General features: G+C 74.3%; 18 protein-coding genes. 11 read left to right on the top strand and 7 right to left on the bottom strand.

Annotated elements, in window-relative coordinates; translation table 11 throughout:
• The first annotated feature begins 28 nt into the window (after positions 1-28).
• The 5 genes from OG802_RS29650 to pcaDC are packed head-to-tail and all read left to right on the top strand — an operon-like array spanning position 29 to position 4,048.
• A complete protein-coding gene (locus OG802_RS29650; RefSeq protein WP_329415375.1) occupies positions 29-175 on the top strand; it encodes a hypothetical protein in 147 nt (48 codons plus the stop codon).
• On the top strand, positions 172-945 hold the full coding sequence (gene pcaH, locus OG802_RS29645) for a protocatechuate 3,4-dioxygenase subunit beta (protein ID WP_329415373.1): 774 nt from the start codon (positions 172-174) through the stop codon (positions 943-945). The genes OG802_RS29650 and pcaH overlap by 4 nt, the downstream gene beginning before the upstream one ends.
• Before the next feature lie 6 nt (positions 946-951).
• Positions 952-1,557 (top strand): protocatechuate 3,4-dioxygenase subunit alpha, encoded by a 606-nt coding sequence (gene pcaG / locus OG802_RS29640; RefSeq protein ID WP_329415371.1) that lies wholly within the window; start codon positions 952-954, stop codon positions 1,555-1,557.
• Positions 1,554-2,885, top strand: a complete 1,332-nt coding sequence (gene pcaB, locus OG802_RS29635; RefSeq protein ID WP_329415370.1) for a 3-carboxy-cis,cis-muconate cycloisomerase — start codon at positions 1,554-1,556, stop codon at positions 2,883-2,885. Before pcaG ends, pcaB begins: the two co-directional genes overlap by 4 nt.
• Entirely contained in the window at positions 2,882-4,048 is a 1,167-nt protein-coding gene (gene pcaDC, locus OG802_RS29630; RefSeq protein WP_329415368.1) for a bifunctional 3-oxoadipate enol-lactonase/4-carboxymuconolactone decarboxylase PcaDC, read from the top strand. The genes pcaB and pcaDC overlap by 4 nt, the downstream gene beginning before the upstream one ends.
• 283 nt (positions 4,049-4,331) lie before the next feature.
• Here the strand turns inward: pcaDC and OG802_RS29625 are convergent, their stop codons facing one another.
• Positions 4,332-7,046, bottom strand: coding sequence for an ATP-binding protein (locus OG802_RS29625; RefSeq protein WP_329415366.1), 2,715 nt, complete (start codon positions 7,044-7,046; stop codon positions 4,332-4,334).
• Positions 7,047-7,332: 286 nt separating this feature from the next.
• On the opposite strand from OG802_RS29625, the gene OG802_RS29620 reads away from it, so the two are divergent.
• Positions 7,333-8,457: a DUF2510 domain-containing protein gene (locus OG802_RS29620; protein WP_329415365.1), complete on the top strand. Its 1,125-nt coding sequence runs from the start codon at positions 7,333-7,335 to the stop codon at positions 8,455-8,457.
• A gap of 156 nt (positions 8,458-8,613) precedes the next feature.
• Here the strand turns inward: OG802_RS29620 and OG802_RS29615 are convergent, their stop codons facing one another.
• Positions 8,614-9,228: a TetR-like C-terminal domain-containing protein gene (locus OG802_RS29615; RefSeq protein ID WP_329415363.1), complete on the bottom strand. Its 615-nt coding sequence runs from the start codon at positions 9,226-9,228 to the stop codon at positions 8,614-8,616.
• A 245-nt stretch (positions 9,229-9,473) separates the two neighbouring features.
• On the opposite strand from OG802_RS29615, the gene OG802_RS29610 reads away from it, so the two are divergent.
• Both OG802_RS29610 and OG802_RS29605 read left to right on the top strand, forming a co-directional pair.
• Positions 9,474-10,274, top strand: coding sequence for a phosphatase PAP2 family protein (locus tag OG802_RS29610; protein ID WP_329415362.1), 801 nt, complete (start codon positions 9,474-9,476; stop codon positions 10,272-10,274).
• Complete coding sequence (locus tag OG802_RS29605; RefSeq protein WP_329415360.1) at positions 10,271-11,266, top strand: hypothetical protein; 996 nt, start codon at positions 10,271-10,273, stop codon at positions 11,264-11,266. Before OG802_RS29610 ends, OG802_RS29605 begins: the two co-directional genes overlap by 4 nt.
• Positions 11,267-11,365: 99 nt before the next feature.
• Here OG802_RS29605 and OG802_RS29600 read toward each other — a convergent pair whose 3' ends face one another.
• Entirely contained in the window at positions 11,366-12,184 is an 819-nt protein-coding gene (locus OG802_RS29600) for a phospholipid scramblase-related protein (RefSeq protein WP_329415357.1), read from the bottom strand.
• A gap of 187 nt (positions 12,185-12,371) precedes the next feature.
• Here OG802_RS29600 and OG802_RS29595 point away from each other — a divergent pair, with 187 nt between their 5' ends.
• Genes OG802_RS29595 through OG802_RS29585 form a run of 3 tightly spaced genes read left to right on the top strand, consistent with a single transcriptional unit; the run spans position 12,372 to position 14,550 of the window.
• Complete coding sequence (locus tag OG802_RS29595; RefSeq protein ID WP_329415355.1) at positions 12,372-13,439, top strand: aromatic ring-hydroxylating dioxygenase subunit alpha; 1,068 nt, start codon at positions 12,372-12,374, stop codon at positions 13,437-13,439.
• Positions 13,436-13,609 (top strand): hypothetical protein, encoded by a 174-nt coding sequence (locus tag OG802_RS29590; protein WP_329415354.1) that lies wholly within the window; start codon positions 13,436-13,438, stop codon positions 13,607-13,609. Before OG802_RS29595 ends, OG802_RS29590 begins: the two co-directional genes overlap by 4 nt.
• Positions 13,610-13,614: 5 nt before the next feature.
• A complete protein-coding gene (locus OG802_RS29585; RefSeq protein ID WP_443055466.1) occupies positions 13,615-14,550 on the top strand; it encodes a PDR/VanB family oxidoreductase in 936 nt (311 codons plus the stop codon).
• Between the two features lie 183 nt (positions 14,551-14,733).
• Here the strand turns inward: OG802_RS29585 and OG802_RS29580 are convergent, their stop codons facing one another.
• The 4 genes from OG802_RS29580 to OG802_RS29565 all read right to left on the bottom strand — a co-directional run bounded on the left by OG802_RS29580 (position 14,734) and on the right by OG802_RS29565 (position 20,496).
• Positions 14,734-16,923 carry a discoidin domain-containing protein gene (locus OG802_RS29580; protein ID WP_329415350.1) on the bottom strand — a complete coding sequence of 730 codons (2,190 nt, stop codon included), beginning with the start codon at positions 16,921-16,923 and terminating at the stop codon, positions 14,734-14,736.
• Positions 16,924-16,972: 49 nt separating this feature from the next.
• Positions 16,973-18,502 (bottom strand): glycoside hydrolase family 13 protein, encoded by a 1,530-nt coding sequence (locus OG802_RS29575; protein WP_329417515.1) that lies wholly within the window; start codon positions 18,500-18,502, stop codon positions 16,973-16,975.
• A gap of 165 nt (positions 18,503-18,667) precedes the next feature.
• A complete protein-coding gene (locus OG802_RS29570; protein WP_329415347.1) occupies positions 18,668-19,546 on the bottom strand; it encodes a carbohydrate ABC transporter permease in 879 nt (292 codons plus the stop codon).
• A complete protein-coding gene (locus OG802_RS29565) occupies positions 19,543-20,496 on the bottom strand; it encodes a carbohydrate ABC transporter permease (protein WP_329415345.1) in 954 nt (317 codons plus the stop codon). The genes OG802_RS29570 and OG802_RS29565 overlap by 4 nt, the downstream gene beginning before the upstream one ends.

Genomic DNA, 20,496 nt, shown 5'->3' with positions numbered 1-20,496 from the left:
CGGCCGCCACGGCGGCGCCCCGGCCCCGGTGCGCCAGGCGTTCGCCGCGCACGTCCTCGGCCGCGTCGCCGGGCGGCTGGAGTCCGGCCCGGCGGTCCCCGACCCGCAGGGCGGCGCCACCGCCCTCGTCCCCGCCCTCGTCCCCGAACGACAGGAACCCCGGGAACTCCCATGACTCTCACGCAAGCCGACATCGACCAGGAGATCGCGGCCGAGCACGCCGCCTACCGGAAGCGGCTCGCCGGCGGCGCGCCCGTCGAGCACCAGCCGCGCCGCGACTACGCGCCCTACCGCTCGTCCGTCCTGCGCCACCCGAAGCAGCCGCCGGTCGCCATCGACGTCAGCGGGGATCCGGAGCTGGTGGAGCTGGGCTCCCCCGCCTTCGGCGTGCGGGACGTCACCGAGACCGACAACGACCTGACCCGCCAGCACCACGGCGAGCCGATCGGCGAGCGCATCACCGTCTCGGGCCGGCTGCTGGACCGCGACGGGCGTCCGGTGCGCGGTCAGCTGGTCGAGATCTGGCAGGCCAACTCGGCCGGACGCTACGCCCACCGGCGTGAGCAGCACGACGCGCCGCTGGACCCGAACTTCACCGGCGTCGGCCGCACCCTGACCGACGACAGCGGCTTCTACCGCTTCACCACCGTCCAGCCGGGCCCCTACCCGTGGCGTCAGCACCTCAACGCCTGGCGGCCGGCCCACATCCACTTCTCGCTGTTCGGCACGGCCTTCACCCAGCGGCTCGTGACGCAGATGTACTTCCCCGGCGACCCGCTCCTCCCCTACGACCCGGTCATCCAGTCGGTGACGGACGACGCGGCCCGGCAGCGACTGGTCGCCGCCTACGACCACAGCCTGTCCGTGCCCGAGTTCTCGATGGGCTACCACTGGGACATCGTGCTCGACGGACCGCGGGCCACCTGGATCGAAGAAGGACGCTGAGCCGCCATGACGAAGACCGACCCGAGCCGTCCGGAGACCGTGCTGCCCACCCCGTCGCACACGGTCGGCCCCTTCTACGGGCACGCCCTGCCGTTCCCCGGCGGCGGCGACATCGCCCCGACCGGCCACCCGGACGCCGTCGCCCTGCGGGGATACGTGTACGACGGCGCGGGCGTGGCCGTGCCGGACGCGTTGCTGGAACTGTGGGGCGCGGACCCGGAGGGCGGGCTGCCGCGCGTCGACGGGTCGATGCGCCGCGATCCGGCGTCCGGCGGGTTCCTGGGCCGCAACGGCGTGGAGTTCACCGGCTGGGGCCGGGTCCAGACCGACGCCGACGGGCACTGGTCCGCACGGACGCTGCGGCCCGGCGCGCGCGGCGGCAGCGCCCCCCACCTGAGCCTGTGCGTGTTCGCGCGCGGGCTCCTGGTGCACCTGTTCACCCGGATCTACCTGCCCGGCGACGACGCGGCGCTCGCCGCCGACCCGCTGCTGCGGCGGGTGGACCCGGCGCGGCGCGACACGCTGGTCGCGACGCGGGAAGCGTCGGGGACATACCGTTTCGACATCCGCCTTCAGGGCGAAGGCGAGACGGTCTTCCTGGAGTTCCAGTGACAACTGCTGCCCGGTCCGGATCCGCTCTGCTCGCCCCGGGGTGGACCGGCTCCCCCGCCGCCCGCACGACGGACGACGACTCCTACCTGCGGGCGCTGCTGGACGCGGAGGCCGCGCTGACCCGCGCCCAGGAGGCGCTGGGCGCGGTCCCGGAGGGGGCGGGGGCGGCGGTCACCGCGGCCGCGAGCGGCGCGTTCGACGCGCGCTCCCTCGCCGAGCGCGCCCGCGGCGGCGGCAACCCGGTGATCCCGCTGGTCGCCGACCTCACCGAGGCGACGGGTCCCGAGTACGGCCCGTACGTGCACCGGGGCGCGACCAGCCAGGACATCATGGACACGGCGACGATGCTGGTCGCGGCGCGGACCCTGGACCCGGTGCTGGCCGACCTCGACCGCGTCCAGGGGGCGCTGGCCGGGCTCGCCGCCCGGCACCGGGACACGGCGATGGCCGCGCGCACCCTCACCCAGCACGCGGTGCCGACCACCTTCGGGCTGAAGGCCGCCGGCTGGCGCTCCCTGGTGCTGGACGCCCGCGACCGGATCACGGCCGTACGGGACGCGCTGCCCGCCCAACTCGGCGGCGCGGCGGGGACGGCGGCCGCCTTCACGGCGTACGGCGTGCCGGACACGAGCGCGCTCACCGCCGCGTACGCCCGCGAAACCGGCCTGGCCGCACCGCTGTTGCCGTGGCACACGCTGCGCACGCCCGTCGCCGACCTCGCCGCCTGCCTGGCGTTCACGGCGGGGGCGCTGGGCAAGCTCGCGGAGGACGTCCTCGTCCTGGGCCGCACCGAGATCGGCGAACTCGCCGAAGGCGGCGCGGGCGGCTCCTCGGCCATGCCGCACAAGGCGAACCCGGTGCGCTCGACGCTGATCGCCGCGGCCGCGCGACGGGCCCCGCAGCTCGCCGCCACGCTGTACGGCTCCCTGGCCGCCCAGGACGAACGCCCGGCCGGGGCCTGGCACGCCGAGTGGGAGCCGCTCAGGGACCTGCTGCGGCTGGTCGGCGGGGCCGCCCGGGACGCGGCGGAGCTGGCGGAGGGCCTGCGGGTGGACGCGGACGCGATGCGCGCGAACCTCGGCCTCACCCACGGGCTCGTCGTCTCCGAGCGGCTGTCCGCCGAGCTGTCGGGACGGCTCGGCCGCGCCCGCGCCCGGGAACTCCTCACCGAACTGGCGCGGCGGGCCTGTGCCGGGAACCGGCCGCTCGTCGAACTCCTCGCCCTGGAGCCCGGACTCAAGGACGTCGACCTCGGCGAACTCACCGATCCCGCCCGCTACACCGGCTCCGCCGGATCCCTCACCGACCGTGCTCTGGAGCGACGTTGACCGGGAAGCTGCTCAACCACCGTGCCGAGGGGCCGACTTCCGCGCCCGCGCTGCTGCTCGGACCCTCGCTGGGCACGTCGTACGCGCTGTGGGACGAGGTCGCGCCCGAACTGTCCCTCACCCGCCGGGTGATCCGCTGGGACCTGCCGGGACACGGCGGTTCGGCCGCCGACCTGATCGGTCCCGGCGCCACCGTGGGCGATCTGGCCGGCCTGGTCCTGGCCCTCGCCGACTCCCTCGGCCTGGAGAGGTTCGCCTACGCGGGCGTGTCCCTGGGCGGCGCGGTGGGGCTGTACCTCGCGCTGCACCACCGCGAACGGGTGTCCTCGCTGGCCGTGATCTGCTCCTCCGCCCACTTCGACGGGCCCGGGCCGTGGCAGGAGCGGGCCGCGCGGGTCCGCCGCGAGGGGCTGGCGGACCTCGCGCGGACCGCGAACGGCCGCTGGTTCACGCCCGGGTTCACCGCGCCGAGGCTGATCGCCGACCACCGCGCCGCCGACCCGGAGGCGTACGCCGCGTGCTGCGACGCGCTCGCCGCGTTCGACGTGCGCGAGCGGCTCCCGGAAATGGCCGTGCGAACCCTGCTGATCGCCGGCCGGCAGGACCCGGCGACGCCGCCCGCGCATCTGCGGGAGATCGCGGACGCCGTGCCGGACGCCACCCTGGTCGAACTCGCGGACGCCTCGCATCTCGCGCCCGCCGAATGCCCCGAGGCCGTGCTGACCGCGCTGCGGGCCCACCTCGACGGCGGAGCCCCGCGGGGCATGGCGGTCCGGCGCGAGGTCCTCGGGGACGCGCACGTGGACCGGGCCCAGGCACGGCAGACCGCGTTCACCGCCCGCTACCAGGACTTCATCTCCCGCTACGCCTGGGGCGAGATCTGGACGGACCCGACGCTCGACCGCCGCGAGCGCAGCATGATCACCCTGACCGCGCTGGTGGCACGCGGCCACTACGAGGAACTCGCCATGCACGTGCGGGCCGCCCGGCGCAACGGCCTGACCCCGGACGAGATCGGGGCCGTCCTCCTCCAGACGGCCGTCTACTGCGGAGTCCCGGCCGCGAACTCGGCGTTCGCCACGGCCCAGCGGGTGCTCGCCGAGGAAACCGTCCCGGACACCCCGCAGTCCGCCGCGGAACCTGCCGGGGACGACACCGACTGAGGGGACGACACCGACCGAGCCGGACCGGGCGACCGGCCTGCCTCGGACCGGCACGGCGGCCAGGAGCCGACGGGCTTCGGGCTTACGGACCAACGGGCTTCGGGCTTACGGGCCGACCGGGCGGATCCCGTCCGCAGGGACGGGCTGACGGGCCGACCGGGCAGGCCCCCGGCCGCAGAAACGGACCGCCAGACCTACCGGGCAGGCCCCGACCGCAGAAACGGACCGCCAGGCCGACCGGGCAGGCCCCGGCCGGCGGGACGGGCTGACGGCTTCGTGCCGGCTAGCGCCGGGTCTGGCCGGGTACCAGGCCCGCCTGGGGTGCGCCCAGGCTTTGCAGGGCCTGCTGCGCCTTGTCGGTCAGGGCGTCCGCGCCGCAGGAACGCGCCAGCGTGAGGCCCCGGCTCAGTTCGGAGACCGAGCGGGAGAGGATGCCGTACTCGACGCGGGCGGCCGCGTGTTCGTACTGGCAGGGCGAGGACTCCAGATAGGTGACCGCCTGCTGGGCGAGCCGGACCGCGCGCTGGCCGGTCTCCAGGGCGGCGGCGCAGCGCAGGGCCTCGCCGATCGCGGTGTCGGTGCCGAAGCGCTCGGCCTGGCGGCGCGCCTCGGTGGCGAGCCGGGCCGCGCGGGCCGGGTCCTCGTGGGCCAGGGCGCGGGCGAGGTCGACGGCCCAGGGGACCATCACCGGGTTGCAGTGGCCGCGCACGGCGGCCGCCTTCTCGGCCTGCTCCAGTTCGTTGACGCCGTCCTTGACGCGACCGACGGCGAGCAGCAGCCGGCCGCGCACCGAGCGGGGGTCGGGCAGCACGATCGTGGACGGGTAGGGCGGGGCGAAGCCGTACTGCTCGGCGATCTCCCAGGCCTCCCCGACATGGCCGCGGACGAGCAGCGTGTCGACCAGGTTGCAGATCGCCGACCAGTACAGGGGCAGGCCACGGCCGACGCGCTCGGCGAGGCGCAACGACTCCCGCAGTGACTCCTCCGCCTCCTTCAAGCGGCCCCGGCGGCGCAGCCCCAGCCCGAGGTAGGCGTGGGCCAGGGCGAGGTGGCCGCCGCTCCAGCCGGCGGAGACGTAGGCGCGCAGGGCCTCGTTGAAGAGGGCGTCGGCGCGGTCGAGCCGGTCGGTGTAGGCGTAGGAGCTGGCCAGCATCATCAGCAGTTCGATGCCCCACTCCTGGTCGGTCCAGCCGAGGCCGGGGGCGAGGCGGCCGTTGACCAGGGCGCGGTCGCAGAACTCGACGACCTCCTCGGCGTTCTCGCCGTGGGTCATGGCGTCGAAGCCGCGCAGGACGAGCAGGGCGCGCTCGGCGTTGTCCCGGCCGGTGCAGGTCGCGGCGAGCGCGGCGAGCTTCTCGGAATGGTGCGGCGAGGTCGGGGCGCCGGCGTTCACGCCCTCCCACATGAACTGCACGGCCTGGAGCCGCATCCGCGCGGGCCCGGGCGCCAGCCGGGCGGCCTCCGCCTCGACCGTGCGGACGGCCTCGTCCATCTGGTCGTTGTGCAGCAGGGCCTGGGAGAGGCGGTAGACGGCGTCGACGCGTTCGCCGCCGTCGAGGCCCGGCAGGGACAGGGCCGTGCGCAGGTGCTCGATGGTCTTGGCGGGTGCGGTGAGGAGGCTGGCGCAGCCCAGTTCGTAGAGCAGGTGGGCGTGGACGTCGGGGACGGGCGGCTCGCGCAGGGCGCGCTCCAGACAGCGGCGGGCCGCGTCGGGGGCGCCGACGGCCAGGTGTTCGCGGGCGGCTTCGCGCAGTTGCTCGACGAGTTCCTCGTCGCCCTCCGCGTGCACCTGGAGCAGATGCCGGGAGGCGGCCGCGAGCCCTTTGCCGGCGTCGGTGACGACCTGGGCGGCGATGCCGTGCATCGCGGTGCGCAGGCCGCCGGGGATCGATTCGTAGACGGCGGTGGCGATCAGCGGGTGGACGAACTCGAGGTCGCCGTCGTCCGCGGGGACGGCGCCGGGGTCGGGCTCGGTGAGAATGCGGGCGTTGCGCAGCAGTTCGGCGCAGCGCACCGCCTCCTCGCGGCCGAGGCCGGCGAGCCGGGCGGCCTGGGCGACGGAGATGTCGGCGCCGAGGATCGCGGCCGCCATGGCGAACTTGGTGGCGTCGACGCCGAGTTTCTCGAGGCGGTCGACGAGTCCGCCGCCCCGGGCCGCGCGGTTGAGGGGGCGCAGTTCGGTCGCCGAGGACTCGCTGGGCGCCAGTTCGCTGTCGCGGACCTTGGCGAGGAGTTCGACGGTCTCGTACGGGTTGCCGTCGGTGACCGCCCACACCTCGCGGCAGAACGCGGCGTCGGCGTGCGCTCCGAGGGTGGCGCGGGTGAGGCCCGCGACCGCGGCCGGGGTGAGGGCGCTGAGGCTGGCGACGGAGCGGCCGGCGGCCTCGTCGACGGCGCCGAGGAGGCGGGCGGCGTCGCCCTTGATCTCGCCGGGCCTGCGGGCCACGACGACCAGGACGCAGAGTTCGTCGAGCCGTTCGACGAACGCGGCGAGCCAGCGCAGGCTCTCCTGGTCGGCCCAGTGGGCGTCGTCGATCAGCAGGACGAGCGGGTAGTCCCCGCGGGCCAGTCTGGTGACGGCGGCGACGAGGCCGTCGCACACGCCCTGCGGGTCGGCGTGGCCCTCGCCGGGCTCCGCGATGCCGAGGGCGGGGCCGGCGATGTCGTACCAGTCGCCGAGGTACTCGCGGGCCTCCTCCGGGTGCAGCGTCAGCAGCGCGGGCTGCAACAGCTGCCGGACCACGTTGAAGGGGACGGACCGCAGGGTCTCGCCGCCGCGGGCCGACCACACCGCGCAGCCGCGGGCCTCGGCGATGCGACGGGTCTCGGCCAGCAACGCGGTCTTGCCGAATCCTGCCTCGCCCCGGAGCACCAGCAGGTGGCCCGAGGAGGACCGGTCGGCGCGGAGCCTGTCCACCGCCCGCGCGATGGCGGCGACTTCCTCGTCGCGCTCCCAGAGGGGAGCCGAGGGGGCCGTCGTCGGCCTGACCTCCGTCATCCCGCTACCTCCCCATGTCGCCCGAACGACGTACCGACGTCGAGCGTAGCCCGCCGCGGGTCCGTGTGGAGGGTGGTCCGCGCAGGTCCCGCGCAACGGGTGACGGGTGACGGCCGCGGAGGCACCGGCGGGCCTGCACGAGAGCCTCCCCGGCGTCAACAGGGAGCGACGCGCACCGAATTGACGGCCGGATCGCGCCACCCCGGCCACCGGGCGCGCCGGGTGGATCCGGAGCGGGGGGCCGCCCTCTCATCCGGCTTTCACCGACGCCTCATACGGTGGGGGTATGACGCAGGTGACTCCTCCCGGGTGGTATCCCGACCCGGGGCAGACGAATGACGGTCCGGCCACCGAACGCTGGTGGGACGGCAAGGCGTGGACGGACCGGACCCGCCCCGCGGGCCAGGCCGCCGCATGGGGTCCGCCGGCGCAGGGCCCGGCCGACGCGACGCAACCGGCGCACCCGACCCAGCCGGACCACCCCGGATACGCGGCCCCGCCGGGGCAGCCCGGCTACGCGGCCCCGCCCGGGCAGCCCGGCTACCCGGGGTACCCCGGTTATCCGGGATATCCGGGACACCCCGGGTATCCCGCGGCATCGCAGGGTCCGGGCGGGCGGCGCGGGCTGCGCACGGGCATAGCCGTGGCCGTTGCCGTCGCCGTCCTGACCAGCATCGGGGTGGGCGTGTACGCGCTGGCCCGGGACGACGGGTCGGGCGGCGGCGGCACGGCCCAGGGGCCGGGCGGCGCCGGCGGCCAGGACGGCGGCCCCTTCGGCGGCCCGGGCGGATCCGGTGGATCCGGCGGATCCGGCGGGCCCGGCGGATCCGGCGGGTCCGGCGGGGGCTCCCCCTCGCCCGGGGAGTCCGAGGCGCCGAAGATCAGGAGCGGCTCGGTGACCGACGCGCTGAACGGCATCAGCATCCCCGTCCCGGCCGGCTGGGCGGGCCAGGAGATGAACGTGGGCGCGCAGGTGAACTCCGAGTCCACCTACAAGTGCCCGGGCGACACCTCCAAGACCTGCACGAAGGGAGGCGTGTACTCCGCGCCCGCCGAGGCGCTGAAGGCCACAGGCGGCACCGCCGAGGCGGTCGCCAAGGCGGACATCGCGGCCAACGCCGAGGAGTCCTACGGCGGCACGACGTACGGCGCGATCACCTCGCACCAGGTGCTCGCCTCGAAGGCGGTCACGGTGGCCGGGCAGAAGGGCTACCTGGTGCGCTGGAAGGCGGTCACCAGCAAGGGCGCGGACGGCTACGTGCAGTCGGTGGCCTTCCCGGCCCCGGCCGACTCCAAGCGGCTGGTGGTGCTGCGCTTCGGCCTCGACGCCGACCAGAGCCCGTCCGTCATCGACACGATCGTGCAGGGCATCAAGGTGTCGACGGGGAGCGGTTCCGGACAGCACGTCTGAGCGCGCCCGGCCCGGCCCCGGAACACGGCCGGCCGGGCGGGGCGCCCTCCGCTCAAGGGCGCCCGGCCCGGCCCGGGGGTGCGCGCCGCCCCCGTCCCCACGGTGCGGCGCGGTACAGGTCGCCGTCCGGTCATCCCGTGGACGGCGGCCTGAGTCCTAGGTGAGGCCGAGTGCCGGGAGCACGGCGGCCTCCACGAAGCGGACCAGGTAGTCCTGGTCCGCGTATTCGCCGTCCACGACGGGACGGGCCCGGATCACCCCGAACATCTGCGCCGGGACGTACTCGAGCGCCGGATGGTCGCGGGGGACCTCGCCGCGCTCGACGCCGCGCCGCAGGATCTCGCGCAGGGCGGCGATCTCGGGGTCGATGAGCGCCTCCCGCAGCGCCTTCGCGAGTTCCTCGTCGCCGGTGACGGCATGCCCGAGGGCCTGGAGCAGCTTGGAGTCGTTGGTCGACCAGCGGCCGGTGGCGCGGGCCGCCTCGCGCAGGTCCTCGGCCAGCGACCCCGTGTCGATCCCGGCGAGCCGGGCCCGGCGGCGCGAGCGCAGGGCGGCCACCACGAACTGTGGCTTGGTCTTCCACTGGCGGTAGAGCGTGGACTTGCTGCACCGGGTGCTGGCGGCGACGCCCTCCATGGTGACGGCCTCGTAACCGCACTCGCGGACCTGGTCGAGGACGGCGTCGAAGAACTCCTGCTCACGCTCGGGCGTGATCTTGGAGCGGCGCGTGGCGGCGGCCGACTCCGGGCCCTCCGCGTCCTGCGACGTCATCTGCTCTTCCTCCTGGTCCGCTTCGGCTCGGGCCGGTCGCTCCGGCCGGTGCGCCGGGGGTCCGGGGGGTCCGGATGAGCCCGGTCTCCAGTGTGGCGCACATCAATCGATACGCCAGTGTACCGGTACGCCTTCGTATCGGTACACTGGCGTATCGGTACGACATCGTATCGATGGTGCATGCACGAGTCACGAGCCCGGCGGCACCGCCCACCGCACCACACCGTCAGCGAAGGGGCCGGGGGATGAATGCCCGCACCGAGCCTGCAGAAGCGGGGCCGGCCACACCGGCCAGGCCGCCCGTAGTCCGCGAACTCCTGCTTGTCGCGGGGCTCTTCCTCGTCTACAAGCTGGGGCGGCAGCTCGTCGCCGGCCACACCGGCGAGGCCTTCCGCGACGCCCATGACGTGTGGCGCCTCGAACGGTGGCTGCGGCTGCCCGACGAAGGCACGGTGCAGTCGCTGCTGCTGCACGGGGACGGCCTGGCACAGGTCGCGAACACCTACTACGCCACCGTGCACTTCCCCGCCACGCTGGCGTTCCTGGTCTGGCTCTACCTGCGCCGTCCGGCGCACTACCTCTGGGCGCGCCGGGCGCTGACGGCGGTCACCGCCGCCGCCCTGGCCCTGCACCTGGCGTTCCCGCTGGCCCCGCCGCGGATGCTGGCGGCGACCGGACTGGTCGACACCGCGCGGGTCTACGGACCGTCGGTGTACGGCCCGCCACAGACGGACCAGCTGTCCAACCAGTTCGCGGCGATGCCGTCGCTGCACTTCGGCTGGGCCCTGATGGTCGCGATCGGCCTGATAGCCGCCACCCGGTCGCGCCGGCGCTGGCTGTGGCTGCTGCATCCGCTGCTGACCCTGCTGGTGATCGTGGGCACCGCGAACCACTACTGGCTCGACGCGGTCGCGGCGGGCGTCCTGCTCGGCGCGGCGCTCGCCCTGATCCGCGCCCCCCGGCGCACGGCCGCCGGCGTCGGACGCGGGGCGCCCGCCCCCGTCCCGGCCGACGCGACGCCGGTCCTGGTCGGAGCGGGCCGGTGAACGCCACGCTGGTCGCCGTCGTCCTGTCCCTCTTCTCGGCCGTCGCCTACGCGGCCGCCGCCGTCGCCCAGGAGCGGCTGGCGTCCCGGCATCCCGGCACGGGCCTGCTGCGGCTGCTCGGCAACGGGGCGTGGTGGTGGTCGGTGGGGCTGAACGCCGGCGCCGCGCTGCTGCACGTCGTCGCCCTCAAGTACGGCCCCCTGACGGTGGTGCAGCCGCTGGGCGCGCTCACGCTGGTCGCGGCGGTCCCGATGGGCGCACGGATGGCCGGGCGGCGGGTGAGCACCGCCGAGTGGCGGGGCACCGCCCTCACGCTGGCCGGTCTGGCCGCGATCCTGGTCACGGCCTCCGGCCCGGCCCCCGAGGACGTGCTGAGCCTGCCCGAGGCCGTCGCGGTGGCGGGAGCGACGGCCGCGCTGATCGGGGCGCTGGCCCGGCGCGGCGCCAGGCCCGGACTGCGGCACGCGACCGCCTCCGGCTTCGCCTCGGGCGTCGCCTCGGCGCTCACCCAGACCGTGACGGTGGCCGCCACGGATCCCTCGGGCTCGCCGCTGAGCCCGCGGGTGATCGGGGTGACGCTGCTGGTCGCGGCCTTCGCCACGGGCGGACTGCTGCTGTCGCAGACCGCCTACCGCGACGGCCTCGGCGCCCCCCTGGCGATGGTCACCCTCGCCAACCCGGTGGCCGCCGCCGCGATAGGACTCGCGCTGCTGGGCGAGCGGCTCCAGGGCGGACCGGCCGGAATACTGCTCGCGCTGACGGGCGCGGGGCTGGCGGGCCGGGGCGTGGTGCTGCTGTCGCGGGCCGCTCCGCACCCGGCGGCCGCCGACCACGAGGACCGTCCGGTCGTCGACCACGAGGACCGTCCGGCCATGGACGACGAGGACCATCCGGTCGCGGCGGTGCTGGCCCTGAGGCCGGAGACCGCCTCGGCCGAACCCGCCCTGCTGCCGCGGCCCGCGAACGGTCCCGAGCACCTGACCCCGTTGTAGGGCACGCACGCAGGGGCCGCCCTCCCGGAGGAGGACGGCCCCTGCGCCGCACGGCGCGGCGCGAGGCCGCTGCGTGCGCCCCGGACCGGGCGGGGCGGGTCAGCCCAGGCCGCGCGCGTCCTGCTTGAGCGCGGTGTCCACGGTCAGGGCCGTGGCGACGACCAGGCTCAACAGGGGCTCGGGCAGCTGGTAGTGGATCTGAAGCACGTAGTTGTCCGCGGTGGTGAACATCGTCTTGGCGAGGCCTTCCCAGGTCTTGGTGATCCGGGCGACCTCGTTGTCCGCGTGGTCGACGATCGCGAAGTTCCAGGCCCGCCAGTTCTCCGCCTTGATCGCGCCGACCTGCCGGCCGTCCGCGTTGATCGCGAAGTTGATCTTCCCGAACACGTTCTGCTGGACGATCTCGCCGACCGGCTGTCCGTCCGGGCGGGTGACGATCACCCTGGACTTGAATATCTTCGCCGGCCGGGTCAGCAGCAGCACGGGGTGGCCGTGGGCGTCCCGGATCTCCAGACGCTGCGTCAGGTACTGGTCGATGCTGGCAAGGAAGCGGACGATCTTGCGCAGCATGCTCTGGCCGACCTGGACCACCGAGCCGAGCTGGTTGCCCTGCTGGTCCATGACCTTGTACTCGTTGGTCAGCTCGATCAGCTTGGCCTTCTGGTTCACCACCAGCACCGGCTCGCTGAAGAGCGTGCCGCCGCCGGGGCCGCTCGGCGCGACCCCGGCCTGCTGCTGCACCTGGCTCTGCACCCGGTGGTCCGGCCCCGGCTGCGGCGGCACCTGCGGCGCGCCCTCCCCCGGGCCCTCGGCGCGGGTCTGCTCGGTCCACTGGACGCCGTCCCAGTAGCGCATGGTCCGGGAGGCCCCGTGCGGGTCCGGGTACCAGCCTGAAGGTGTGTTCGAATGCGTGGTCACCGGGGCACACTATCCCGCGCCCGCCCGACGCCCGACCGCCCCCACCCGTCAGCGGGCCTCCCCTCCCGAGCAGAGACGCTTCCGCCTGACAGAAGCCGTCTTGCGCGCCGGCCGCGGCCGTCAGGAACCTGAGTCCGACCACGGCACGCGGGGCAAGGACGCCCCGCCGACAGGGACGGGAACCGCCATGCCGCACACCACCGCATTCGCCAGGAACCAGTGGTACGTCGCCGCCTACAGTCAGGAGGTCGGACGCGAGGAGCTGCTCGGCCGGACGGTGCTCGGTGAGCCGCTCGTCCTCTACCGCACGGAGGAGGACGGCACGCCCGTGGTGCTGCACGACCGGTGTGTGCACCGCAGGTTCCCGCTCTCCGAGAGCCGCCTCGACGGCGACCGCGTCGTCTGCGGCTACCACGGCTTCACGTACGACTCCACCGGCGCCTGTGTGTACGTGCCGGGCCAGAAGCGCGTCCCGCGCACCGCGCGGGTGGCCGCCTATCCGGTCGTCGAACAGGACTCCCTGGTGTGGGTCTGGATCGGCGACCCCGCCCTCGCCGACCCGGGGACCGTCCCGCGCGCCCGGCACCTCGACTCCCCCGGCTGGACGACCGTGCGCGGCATGGAGCCCGTCGACGCCGACTACGGGCTGCTCGTCGACAACCTCCTCGACCTCTCCCACGAGACGTATCTGCACGGCGGGTACATCGGCACCCCGGAGGTCGCCGAGACGCCGATCACCACCGAGGTCGACGAGGGCGCGGGCATCGTGCGGGTCAGCCGGCACATGGACGACGCCGAGTGCCCGCCGTTCTACGCCCGCTCCACCGGCATCCAGGGGCGGATCACCCGCTGGCAGGACATCGAGTACCACGCCCCCTGCCTGTACCTGCTGCACAGCCGCATCGCACCGGTGGGCGTCCTGCCCGAGGCAGACGGCAGCGACCCGAACGGCTTCCACACCGAGATCACCTACGCCATCACGCCGTCCGCCGACGGCAGGGTCTACGACTTCTGGATGGTCTCGCGGGACTGGGCGACGGACGACGAGGAGGTCACCGAGTTCCTCCGGGGCAACAACCACACCGTGGTCATGCAGGACGTCGACGCGCTCAACCTCCTTCAGCGCACGCTCGGTTCGGAGCGTGCCGGGTACCAGGAGCTGAGCATCAACATCGACACCGGCGGCCTGGCCGCCCGCCGCATCCTCGCCCGGCTCGTGGAGGAGGGCGACAAGCCGGTGGAGAAGGTCTCGTGAGCAGCGGCGACACCGGCGAGGTCTACCGCGTCGACTGGCTGCCGGGCACGGACGTCCTGCACGGCACCTGCCACTGCGGCGCCGAGCACGCCTCGCAGGACCCGGTCGAGATGTGGGAGTGGATGCTCGGCCACCCCGACGGACACCCGCCGCGGGGGAACGCCTCATGAGCGAGATGTACGCCAGCGGGGTCGAACTGGTCGTCGAGCGGCGGGAGTTCGCGGCCGAGGGGGTGCTCGCCCTCACCCTGCGCCATCCTCTGGTCGAGCCGCTGCCCGTCTGGGAGCCCGGCGCGCACGTCGACGTCGTCCTCGGGCCGGGACTGGAACGGCAGTACTCGCTGTGCGGCGACCCGGCCGACCGCACCGCCTGGCGGATCGCGGTGCTGCGCGAGACGGACGGGCGGGGCGGGTCCGCCCATGTGCACGAGCAGGTGAGGCAGGGCGACAAGGTCGCGGTGCGCGGCCCGCGCAACCACTTCGCCCTGCGCCCGGCGCCCCGGTACCGCTTCATCGCGGGCGGCATCGGGATCACTCCCCTGCTGCCGATGGTGGCGGCCGCCGAGGCGGCGGGCGCCGACTGGAGCCTGCTCTACGGCGGCCGCACCCGCGCCTCCATGGCCTTCACCGCGGAGCTCGCGGTCCACGGCGACCGGGTCACCGTGGCCCCGCAGGACGAGACGGGGCTGCTCGACCTCGGGCCGGTGCTCGACGCACTGCCCGGGGACGCCCTGGTCTACTGCTGCGGCCCCGGCCCGCTGCTGGACGCGGTGCAGAAGCGGTGCCCGGCCGACGTGCTCCGGATCGAGCGGTTCCAGGCCCAGGAGCAACCGGCCTCCTCCGACGGCGGGTTCCAGGTCGAGCTGGCGCGCAGCGGCCGTACTCTCACCGTCGCGCCGGGCGTCTCCGTGCTGGACGCGGTGCGGGCGGCGGGCGTCCAGGTGCTCTACTCCTGCACCGAGGGAACCTGCGGCACCTGTGAGACCGACGTGCTGGACGGCACTCCGGAGCACCGGGACAGCGTGCTCAGCGACGAGGAGCGGGAGGCCGGGGAGACGATGATGATCTGTGTGTCCCGGTGCCGGGGGAAGCGGCTCGTGCTGGACCTGTGACTGCGGGACGGCCCGCCCACCCCGGCCCGCCCACCCCGGCGCGCACGCGGGCGCACGACCGAGCGGTCCCGGGCAGGCGCGAGCCGCGCGCCTCCCGGCCGGCCCCGCCTTCGGGCGGAGGTCCGGACGGTGCGGCGCGCGGCCCCTACGGGACGGCGCGGCGCGGGGCGCCCGCGGGCCGGCTCACGGTGTCGTGTAGGCCTCCACCTCGCTGAACTGCCCGGCCGGCCAGCCGGTGTTGGCGGTCACCTGGAGCCGCAGGAAGCGCAGGTTCGTGCTGGCGGGCAGCGGCACGGTGACGGTGTTGCCGGTCGCCGGGTCGAACCGGTGGCCCTGCGAGGGGACCACCGTCGTGTACGCGGAGCCGTCCGTGCTGCCCAGCACGCTCAGCGTCTGGGTGCGCGCGCCCCAGGCGGGCGAGGGCGGCAGCTTCAGCACCAGCCGGCGCAGTGCCCGTGCCTGGCCGAGGTCGACCGTCCAGGCCTGCGGGAAGGCGTTGTTGGCGGACTCCCAGTAGGTGCCCGCGTCGCCGTCCACGGCCTTGCCGGGGGTGTGGACGTCCTGCGAGCCGGTGGCCGTGGCGGGCCGGCCCGCGGCCAGGTTGCGGTCCGGGCCGGGGTCGGGGTTGCCCTGGCCGGGCTGCGGCCAGGTGGAGCAGTCGGCCCAGACGGTGCCCCAGCCGGAGTTGCCGCCGCCGTCGGTGAGGGTGAAGACGCCCGAGCCGGCCGGGTAGGGGCAGTTGTAGACGCCGGCCGCCCCCACGCCGGTCGCGGTGACGTTCCGCAGGACGGCCGCCCCCGGGGCCTCGGCCTGCACGACGACCGTCCCGGTGCCGCGCACCGTTGCGTCCGTGACGTGGACGTTCCTGACGGGGCGGCCCTGGCCGCCGCCGGAGACGAACTCGAACGCGCTGTAGGGGCTGTCGGTGACGGTGGTGCCGGTGATGTTCACCGTGGCGTCGATCGGGCTGTCGTAGGAGTCGACGCGCAGCGCGCCCATGGGGTGCTTCCAGTTCGGGTTCATCGCACCGGTGCGCACGAGGGTGTTGCCGTCGACGGTGATCGTGCCGGCCAGCGGGGAGAAGGGGTCGAGGAACTTCTGGTTGGAGATGGCGATGCCGCTGCCGAGGGCGTTGGTGTCGAGGACGAGGTTGTTCCGGACGGTGAGGTCGGTCCCGCCGTAGACGGCGATGCCGTTGGCCAGGTTGGGCTGGGTGACGGTGTTGTTCTCGAAGCTGCTGTCGGTGTCCGGGGCGTGGAGCGACCACATGGCGAGGGAGTCGTCGCCCTGGTTGCGCAGGAAGTTGTCGCGGACGCGGACTCCCCGGGCGTTGCCGTTGAGGTTGATCCCGTCGGCGGTGGTGTCGAGGATGCGGTTGTCCTCGACGACGAGGCCGTCGTTGTTCCCCGTCAGCCAGAGTCCGACCTTGAGGTGCTGGAGCCACATCCCGGACACCGAACTGCCGGGCCCGAGGGAGCCGTTGACGAAGTTGTCCGGGTTGGAGTCGACGCGTTCGGTGACCTCGCCGATGACGGCGAAGTCCTTGATGTGCACTCCGCCGGACGAGTTCGGCTGGTCGATGAAGCGTGAGGCGTGGACCACGGAGTGCCAGCCGCCCGCGCCCTGGAGCGTCACGTTCTCGACGCCGCCGAGGGAGGAGGTCAGGCGGTAGTCGCCGGGCGGGATCCACACGACCTTGCCCTGGGCGGCGGCTGTCGCGTCGCGGAAGGCCTGGGTGGAGTCGCCCTGTCCGCTCGGGTCGGCGCCCTTGTCGACCACCGAGACCGAGCCGGCCGGGCGGGAGGCGGGCGCGGCGACCTGCTCGAAGTCGGCGACGTCCACGGTGACCTCGACGTCGGTCGCCTCGAACGCCACCGTGTCGCCCGCGTGCACGTCCTGGCCGAGCAGCAGCCGTGCCTCGTCGAAGAAGTGGTGGGTCTTCGCGCCGGGGATCCAGCCCGTGTCCACGTAGGAGTACGTCGACGTCACCGGGAGCGTCCGGGCGAGCCGGACGCCGTTGACGTAGACGGCGAGGGTGCCGGACCGGCCGTCGGGGACGCTGTACACGAGGTTCACGGCGTTGGCCGGGCCCGGTGCGGTGAACTCGACGCGGCGGCCCGCGGCGAGCCGTACCGCCCGGCGGCCCGAGGCCTCGGAGGCGAGGGTGCCCTGGGTGTGGTCGGGGCCGATCCTCGTCCCGTCGGTGGTGGCCGTCTCCGCCTCCACCGAGGTGAAGGGCAGGGTGGCCCCGGCGGCCGCGTGCGCGGCGGGCGCGGTCGCTCCGAGCAGGCCGGCGGCGAGCGCCACGGCCAGCAGGGCGGGCACGCCCCTGACGGCACGGGGGACGGCTCGGTCTGTGGCGTTGATGTTCATCTGTGCTGGTCCCTTCGTGGTGGGGGTGCGGGGACAGCGGCACGCGGTCTCAGAGGCGCAGCCAGACCGCGGTGTCCTGGGGCAGCCGCCCCTCGTCGTCCAGCGGACCGCTGGCGAGGAGGAGTTCGGCGGCGGCGGGGGGTGCGTAGGGGGCGTCGGCGAGGTTGACGGCGCAGACCACGCCGTCGGCCCGGCTGAAGGCCAGCACTCCGTCGGGGGCGGGCAGCCAGGTGAGGGGCGCGTCGCCGCCGAAGACGGGGCGCAGCCGGATCGCCGCACGGTAGAGGGCGAGCATCGAGCCGGGGTCGTCCTGCTGCCGGTCGACGGCGTACGAGGCCCAGCCGGCCGGCTGCGGCAGCCAGGGCTCCCGGCCCGGGCCGAACCCGGCGTGGGGCGCCCCGGCCGTCCACGGCAGCGGGATGCGGCAGCCGTCGCGGCCGGGGTCGGCCCCGTCGGAGCGGAAGTGCATGGGGTCGACGATGCGCTCGACCGGCACGTCGGCCTCGGGCAGCCCGAGTTCCTCGCCCTGGTACACGTAGACGGCTCCGGGCAGGGCCAGCGACAGCAGGGCCGCGGCCCGGGCCCGGCGGGCGCCGAGAGCGAGGTCGGTCGGGGTGCCGAAGGCCTTCGCGGCGAAGTCGAACGCCGTGTCGGCGCGTCCGTACCGGGTGACCGTGCGCGTGACGTCGTGGTTGCACAGCACCCAGGTGGCGGGGGCGCCGACGGGCGCGTGCTCGGCGAGCGTCTCGTCGACGCAGGCGCGCAGCCGGTCCGCCTGCCAGGGGCAGGTCATGAAGGCGAAGTTGAAGGCGGTGTGCAGTTCGTCGGGGCGCAGGTAGCGGGCGAAGCGCTCGCTGTCGGGCAGCCAGACCTCGCCCACGAAGACCGCGTCGTACTCGTCGGCGACGGCCCGCCAGGAGCGGTAGACGTCGTGCAGTTCGTCGCGGTCCACGTAGGGGTGCGGGTCGCGGCCCTCGACGAAGTCAGGCAGCCGGGGGTCCTTGGCGGGCAGGGCGGCCGAGTCGATGCGGACGCCGGCGACGCCCCGCTCGAACCAGAAGCGCAGGACGTCCTCGTGCTCCCGGCGCACAGCGGGGTGGGCCCAGTTGAGGTCGGGCTGCTCGGGCGCGAACAGGTGCAGGTACCAGTCGCCGTCGGGGAGCCGGGTCCAGGCGGGCCCGCCGAACTCCGACCGCCAGTCGTTGGGCGGGAGTTCGCCGTGCGCGCCCCGTCCCGGCCGGAAGTGGAACAGCTCGCGCTCCGGGCCGCCGGCGCGTGCGGCGCGGAACCAGGGGTGCTGGTCGGAGACGTGGTTGGGCACGATGTCGACGATCGTGCGGATGCCCAGTCCACGGGCCTCGGCGATCAGCTTCTCCGCGTCGGCGAGCGTGCCGAAGGCCGGGTCGACGGCGCGGTAGTCGGCCACGTCGTAGCCGCCGTCCTTCATCGGAGACCGGTACCAGGGGGTGAACCAGAGGGCGTCGACGCCGAGTTCGGCCAGGTAGGGCAGTCGGGCGCGGACGCCCGCGAGGTCGCCGGTGCCGTCGCCGTCGCCGTCCGCGAAGCTGCGCACGTACACCTGGTAGATGACGGCCCGGCGCCACCAGTCGTGGTCCCGCGCGGCGCGGGCGGTGCGGGCGGTGCGGGCGGTCCCGGTGGTCGGGGTGGACTTGAAGGGCCGGGTGGGCCGGACGGGCCGGGTGGGCTGTCCCACGGTGCCTGCCTTTCTGTCTAGGGGGCGGTGTCAGCCCTTCGTGCCGCCCGCGCTGATCCCGGCGACGATGTGCCGCTGGAAGAGCAGGAACAGGGCGACCATGGGGATGCTGGCGATGACCATCGCGGCGAGGAGCACGGTCAGCTGGATGTTCTGCGACAGCTGGACGAGCGCCACGCTGACCGGCTGCTCGTCGGTGTCGGAGAAGACCATCAGCGGCCAGAGGAAGTCCTGCCACACGGCGACCAGCGCGAAGATCGACACCACGCCGAGCACCGGCCGCGACATGGGCAGCACGACGGACCACAGGGTGCGCAGCCGGCCCGCTCCGTCGATCTCGGCGGCCTCCAGCACCTCGCGCGGGAGCTGGTCGAAGAACCGCTTCAGCAGATACAGGTTGAAGGCGTTGGCGGCCGCGGGCAGCCAGATCGCCAGGGGGTCGTTGAGCAGACTGGTGTGGATCAGCGGCAGGTCGGCGACGGTCAGGTACTTCGGCACGACGAGGGCCTGGGCCGGCACCATCAGGGTGGCGAGGATCCCGCCCAGGATCAGCCTGCCGAACGCGGGCCGCAGCCGGGACAGGGCGTAGGCGGCGGCCGTGCACAGGACCAGCTGGCACAGCCAGGCCCCTGCCGCCTGGACGACCGTGTTCCACAGGTGCTCGGGGAGGTCCATGAGGCGCCAGGCGTCGGTGTAGCCGCTGAGCCGCCACTGGCGCGGGGCGAGGGTGGGAGGGGTGCGCGCCACCTCGTCGGGCGACTTCATCGCGCCGGTCGCCATCCAGTACACGGGGAACAGGAACGCCAGCACGAAGAGCAGCACGACGCCGCAGAAGACGCTCCAGTAGACGGCCCGGCCGCGGGGGCGGGCGAGCGTGGCGGGCGAGACGAGGGTGCGGACGGCGCTCACGCGTCCTCCCCGGAGCCGGTGAGCCGCAGGTACAGGGCGGAGAAGACGGCGAGCAGCGCCAGCAGCATGACGCTGAGCGCGCAGGCCCCGCCGAAGTCGTTGTAGAGGAAGGCGTACTTGTAGATGAGGTAGAGGACGGTGACCGTGGCGTCCTCCGGGCCGCCACCGGTGATCACGAAGGGTTCGGTGAACACCTGCATGGTGGCGATGATCTGAAGGAGCATCAGCATCAGGATGACGAACCTGGTCTGGGGGATCGTGACGTGCCGGACGCGCTGCCAGAGGCCGGCGCCGTCCAGCTCGGCCGCCTCGTAGAGTTCGCCGGGGATGGACTGAAGCGCGGCCAGGTAGATCAGGACGGTGCCGCCCAGGTTGGCCCAGGTCGTCACCAGGACGAGGGAGACGAGCGCGGTGTCGGCGCCGTTGGTCCAGTTCGAGGTGGGCAGGTGCGCGAAGCGCAGCGCCTCGTTGGCGAGTCCGGCGCCGGGATCGTAGAACCACTTCCACAGCAGGGCGCTGACCACCGGCGGGATCATCACGGGCAGATAGACCACGACCCTGAAGAACGCCCTGGCGTGCCGGAGTTCGTTCAGGACGAGGGCGAGCGCGAAGGGGACCGCGAAGCCGATCAGCAGGGCGAGCAGCGTGAAGGCGAGCGTGTTGCGCCAGGCGGCGGCGAACTCCGGATCGTGCAGGACGCGGGTGAAGTTGGCGGTGCCGACCCACTCGGGCGCGGATCCCGGCGTGTACTTCTGGAAGGCGATCACCACCGCGCGGATCGCCGGGTACCAGGAGAACAGGGCGAAGCAGATCAGTCCGCCGAGGAGGAAGGCGTAGGCGCGGGCCTGCTCGGCGAGGCGGCGCCGCCCCCTGCCCCCTGCCGGGGGCGGCGCCTGCACCTGGTGGACCGGCACCGCCTCGACGGGCCGGGGGGTCGCGGTCTCGGTCAT

It is taken from the genome of Streptomyces sp. NBC_00704 (assembly GCF_036226605.1).
Lineage (GTDB): Bacteria > Actinomycetota > Actinomycetes > Streptomycetales > Streptomycetaceae > Streptomyces.
This window is presented reverse-complemented; position numbering and strand designations above follow the sequence as displayed.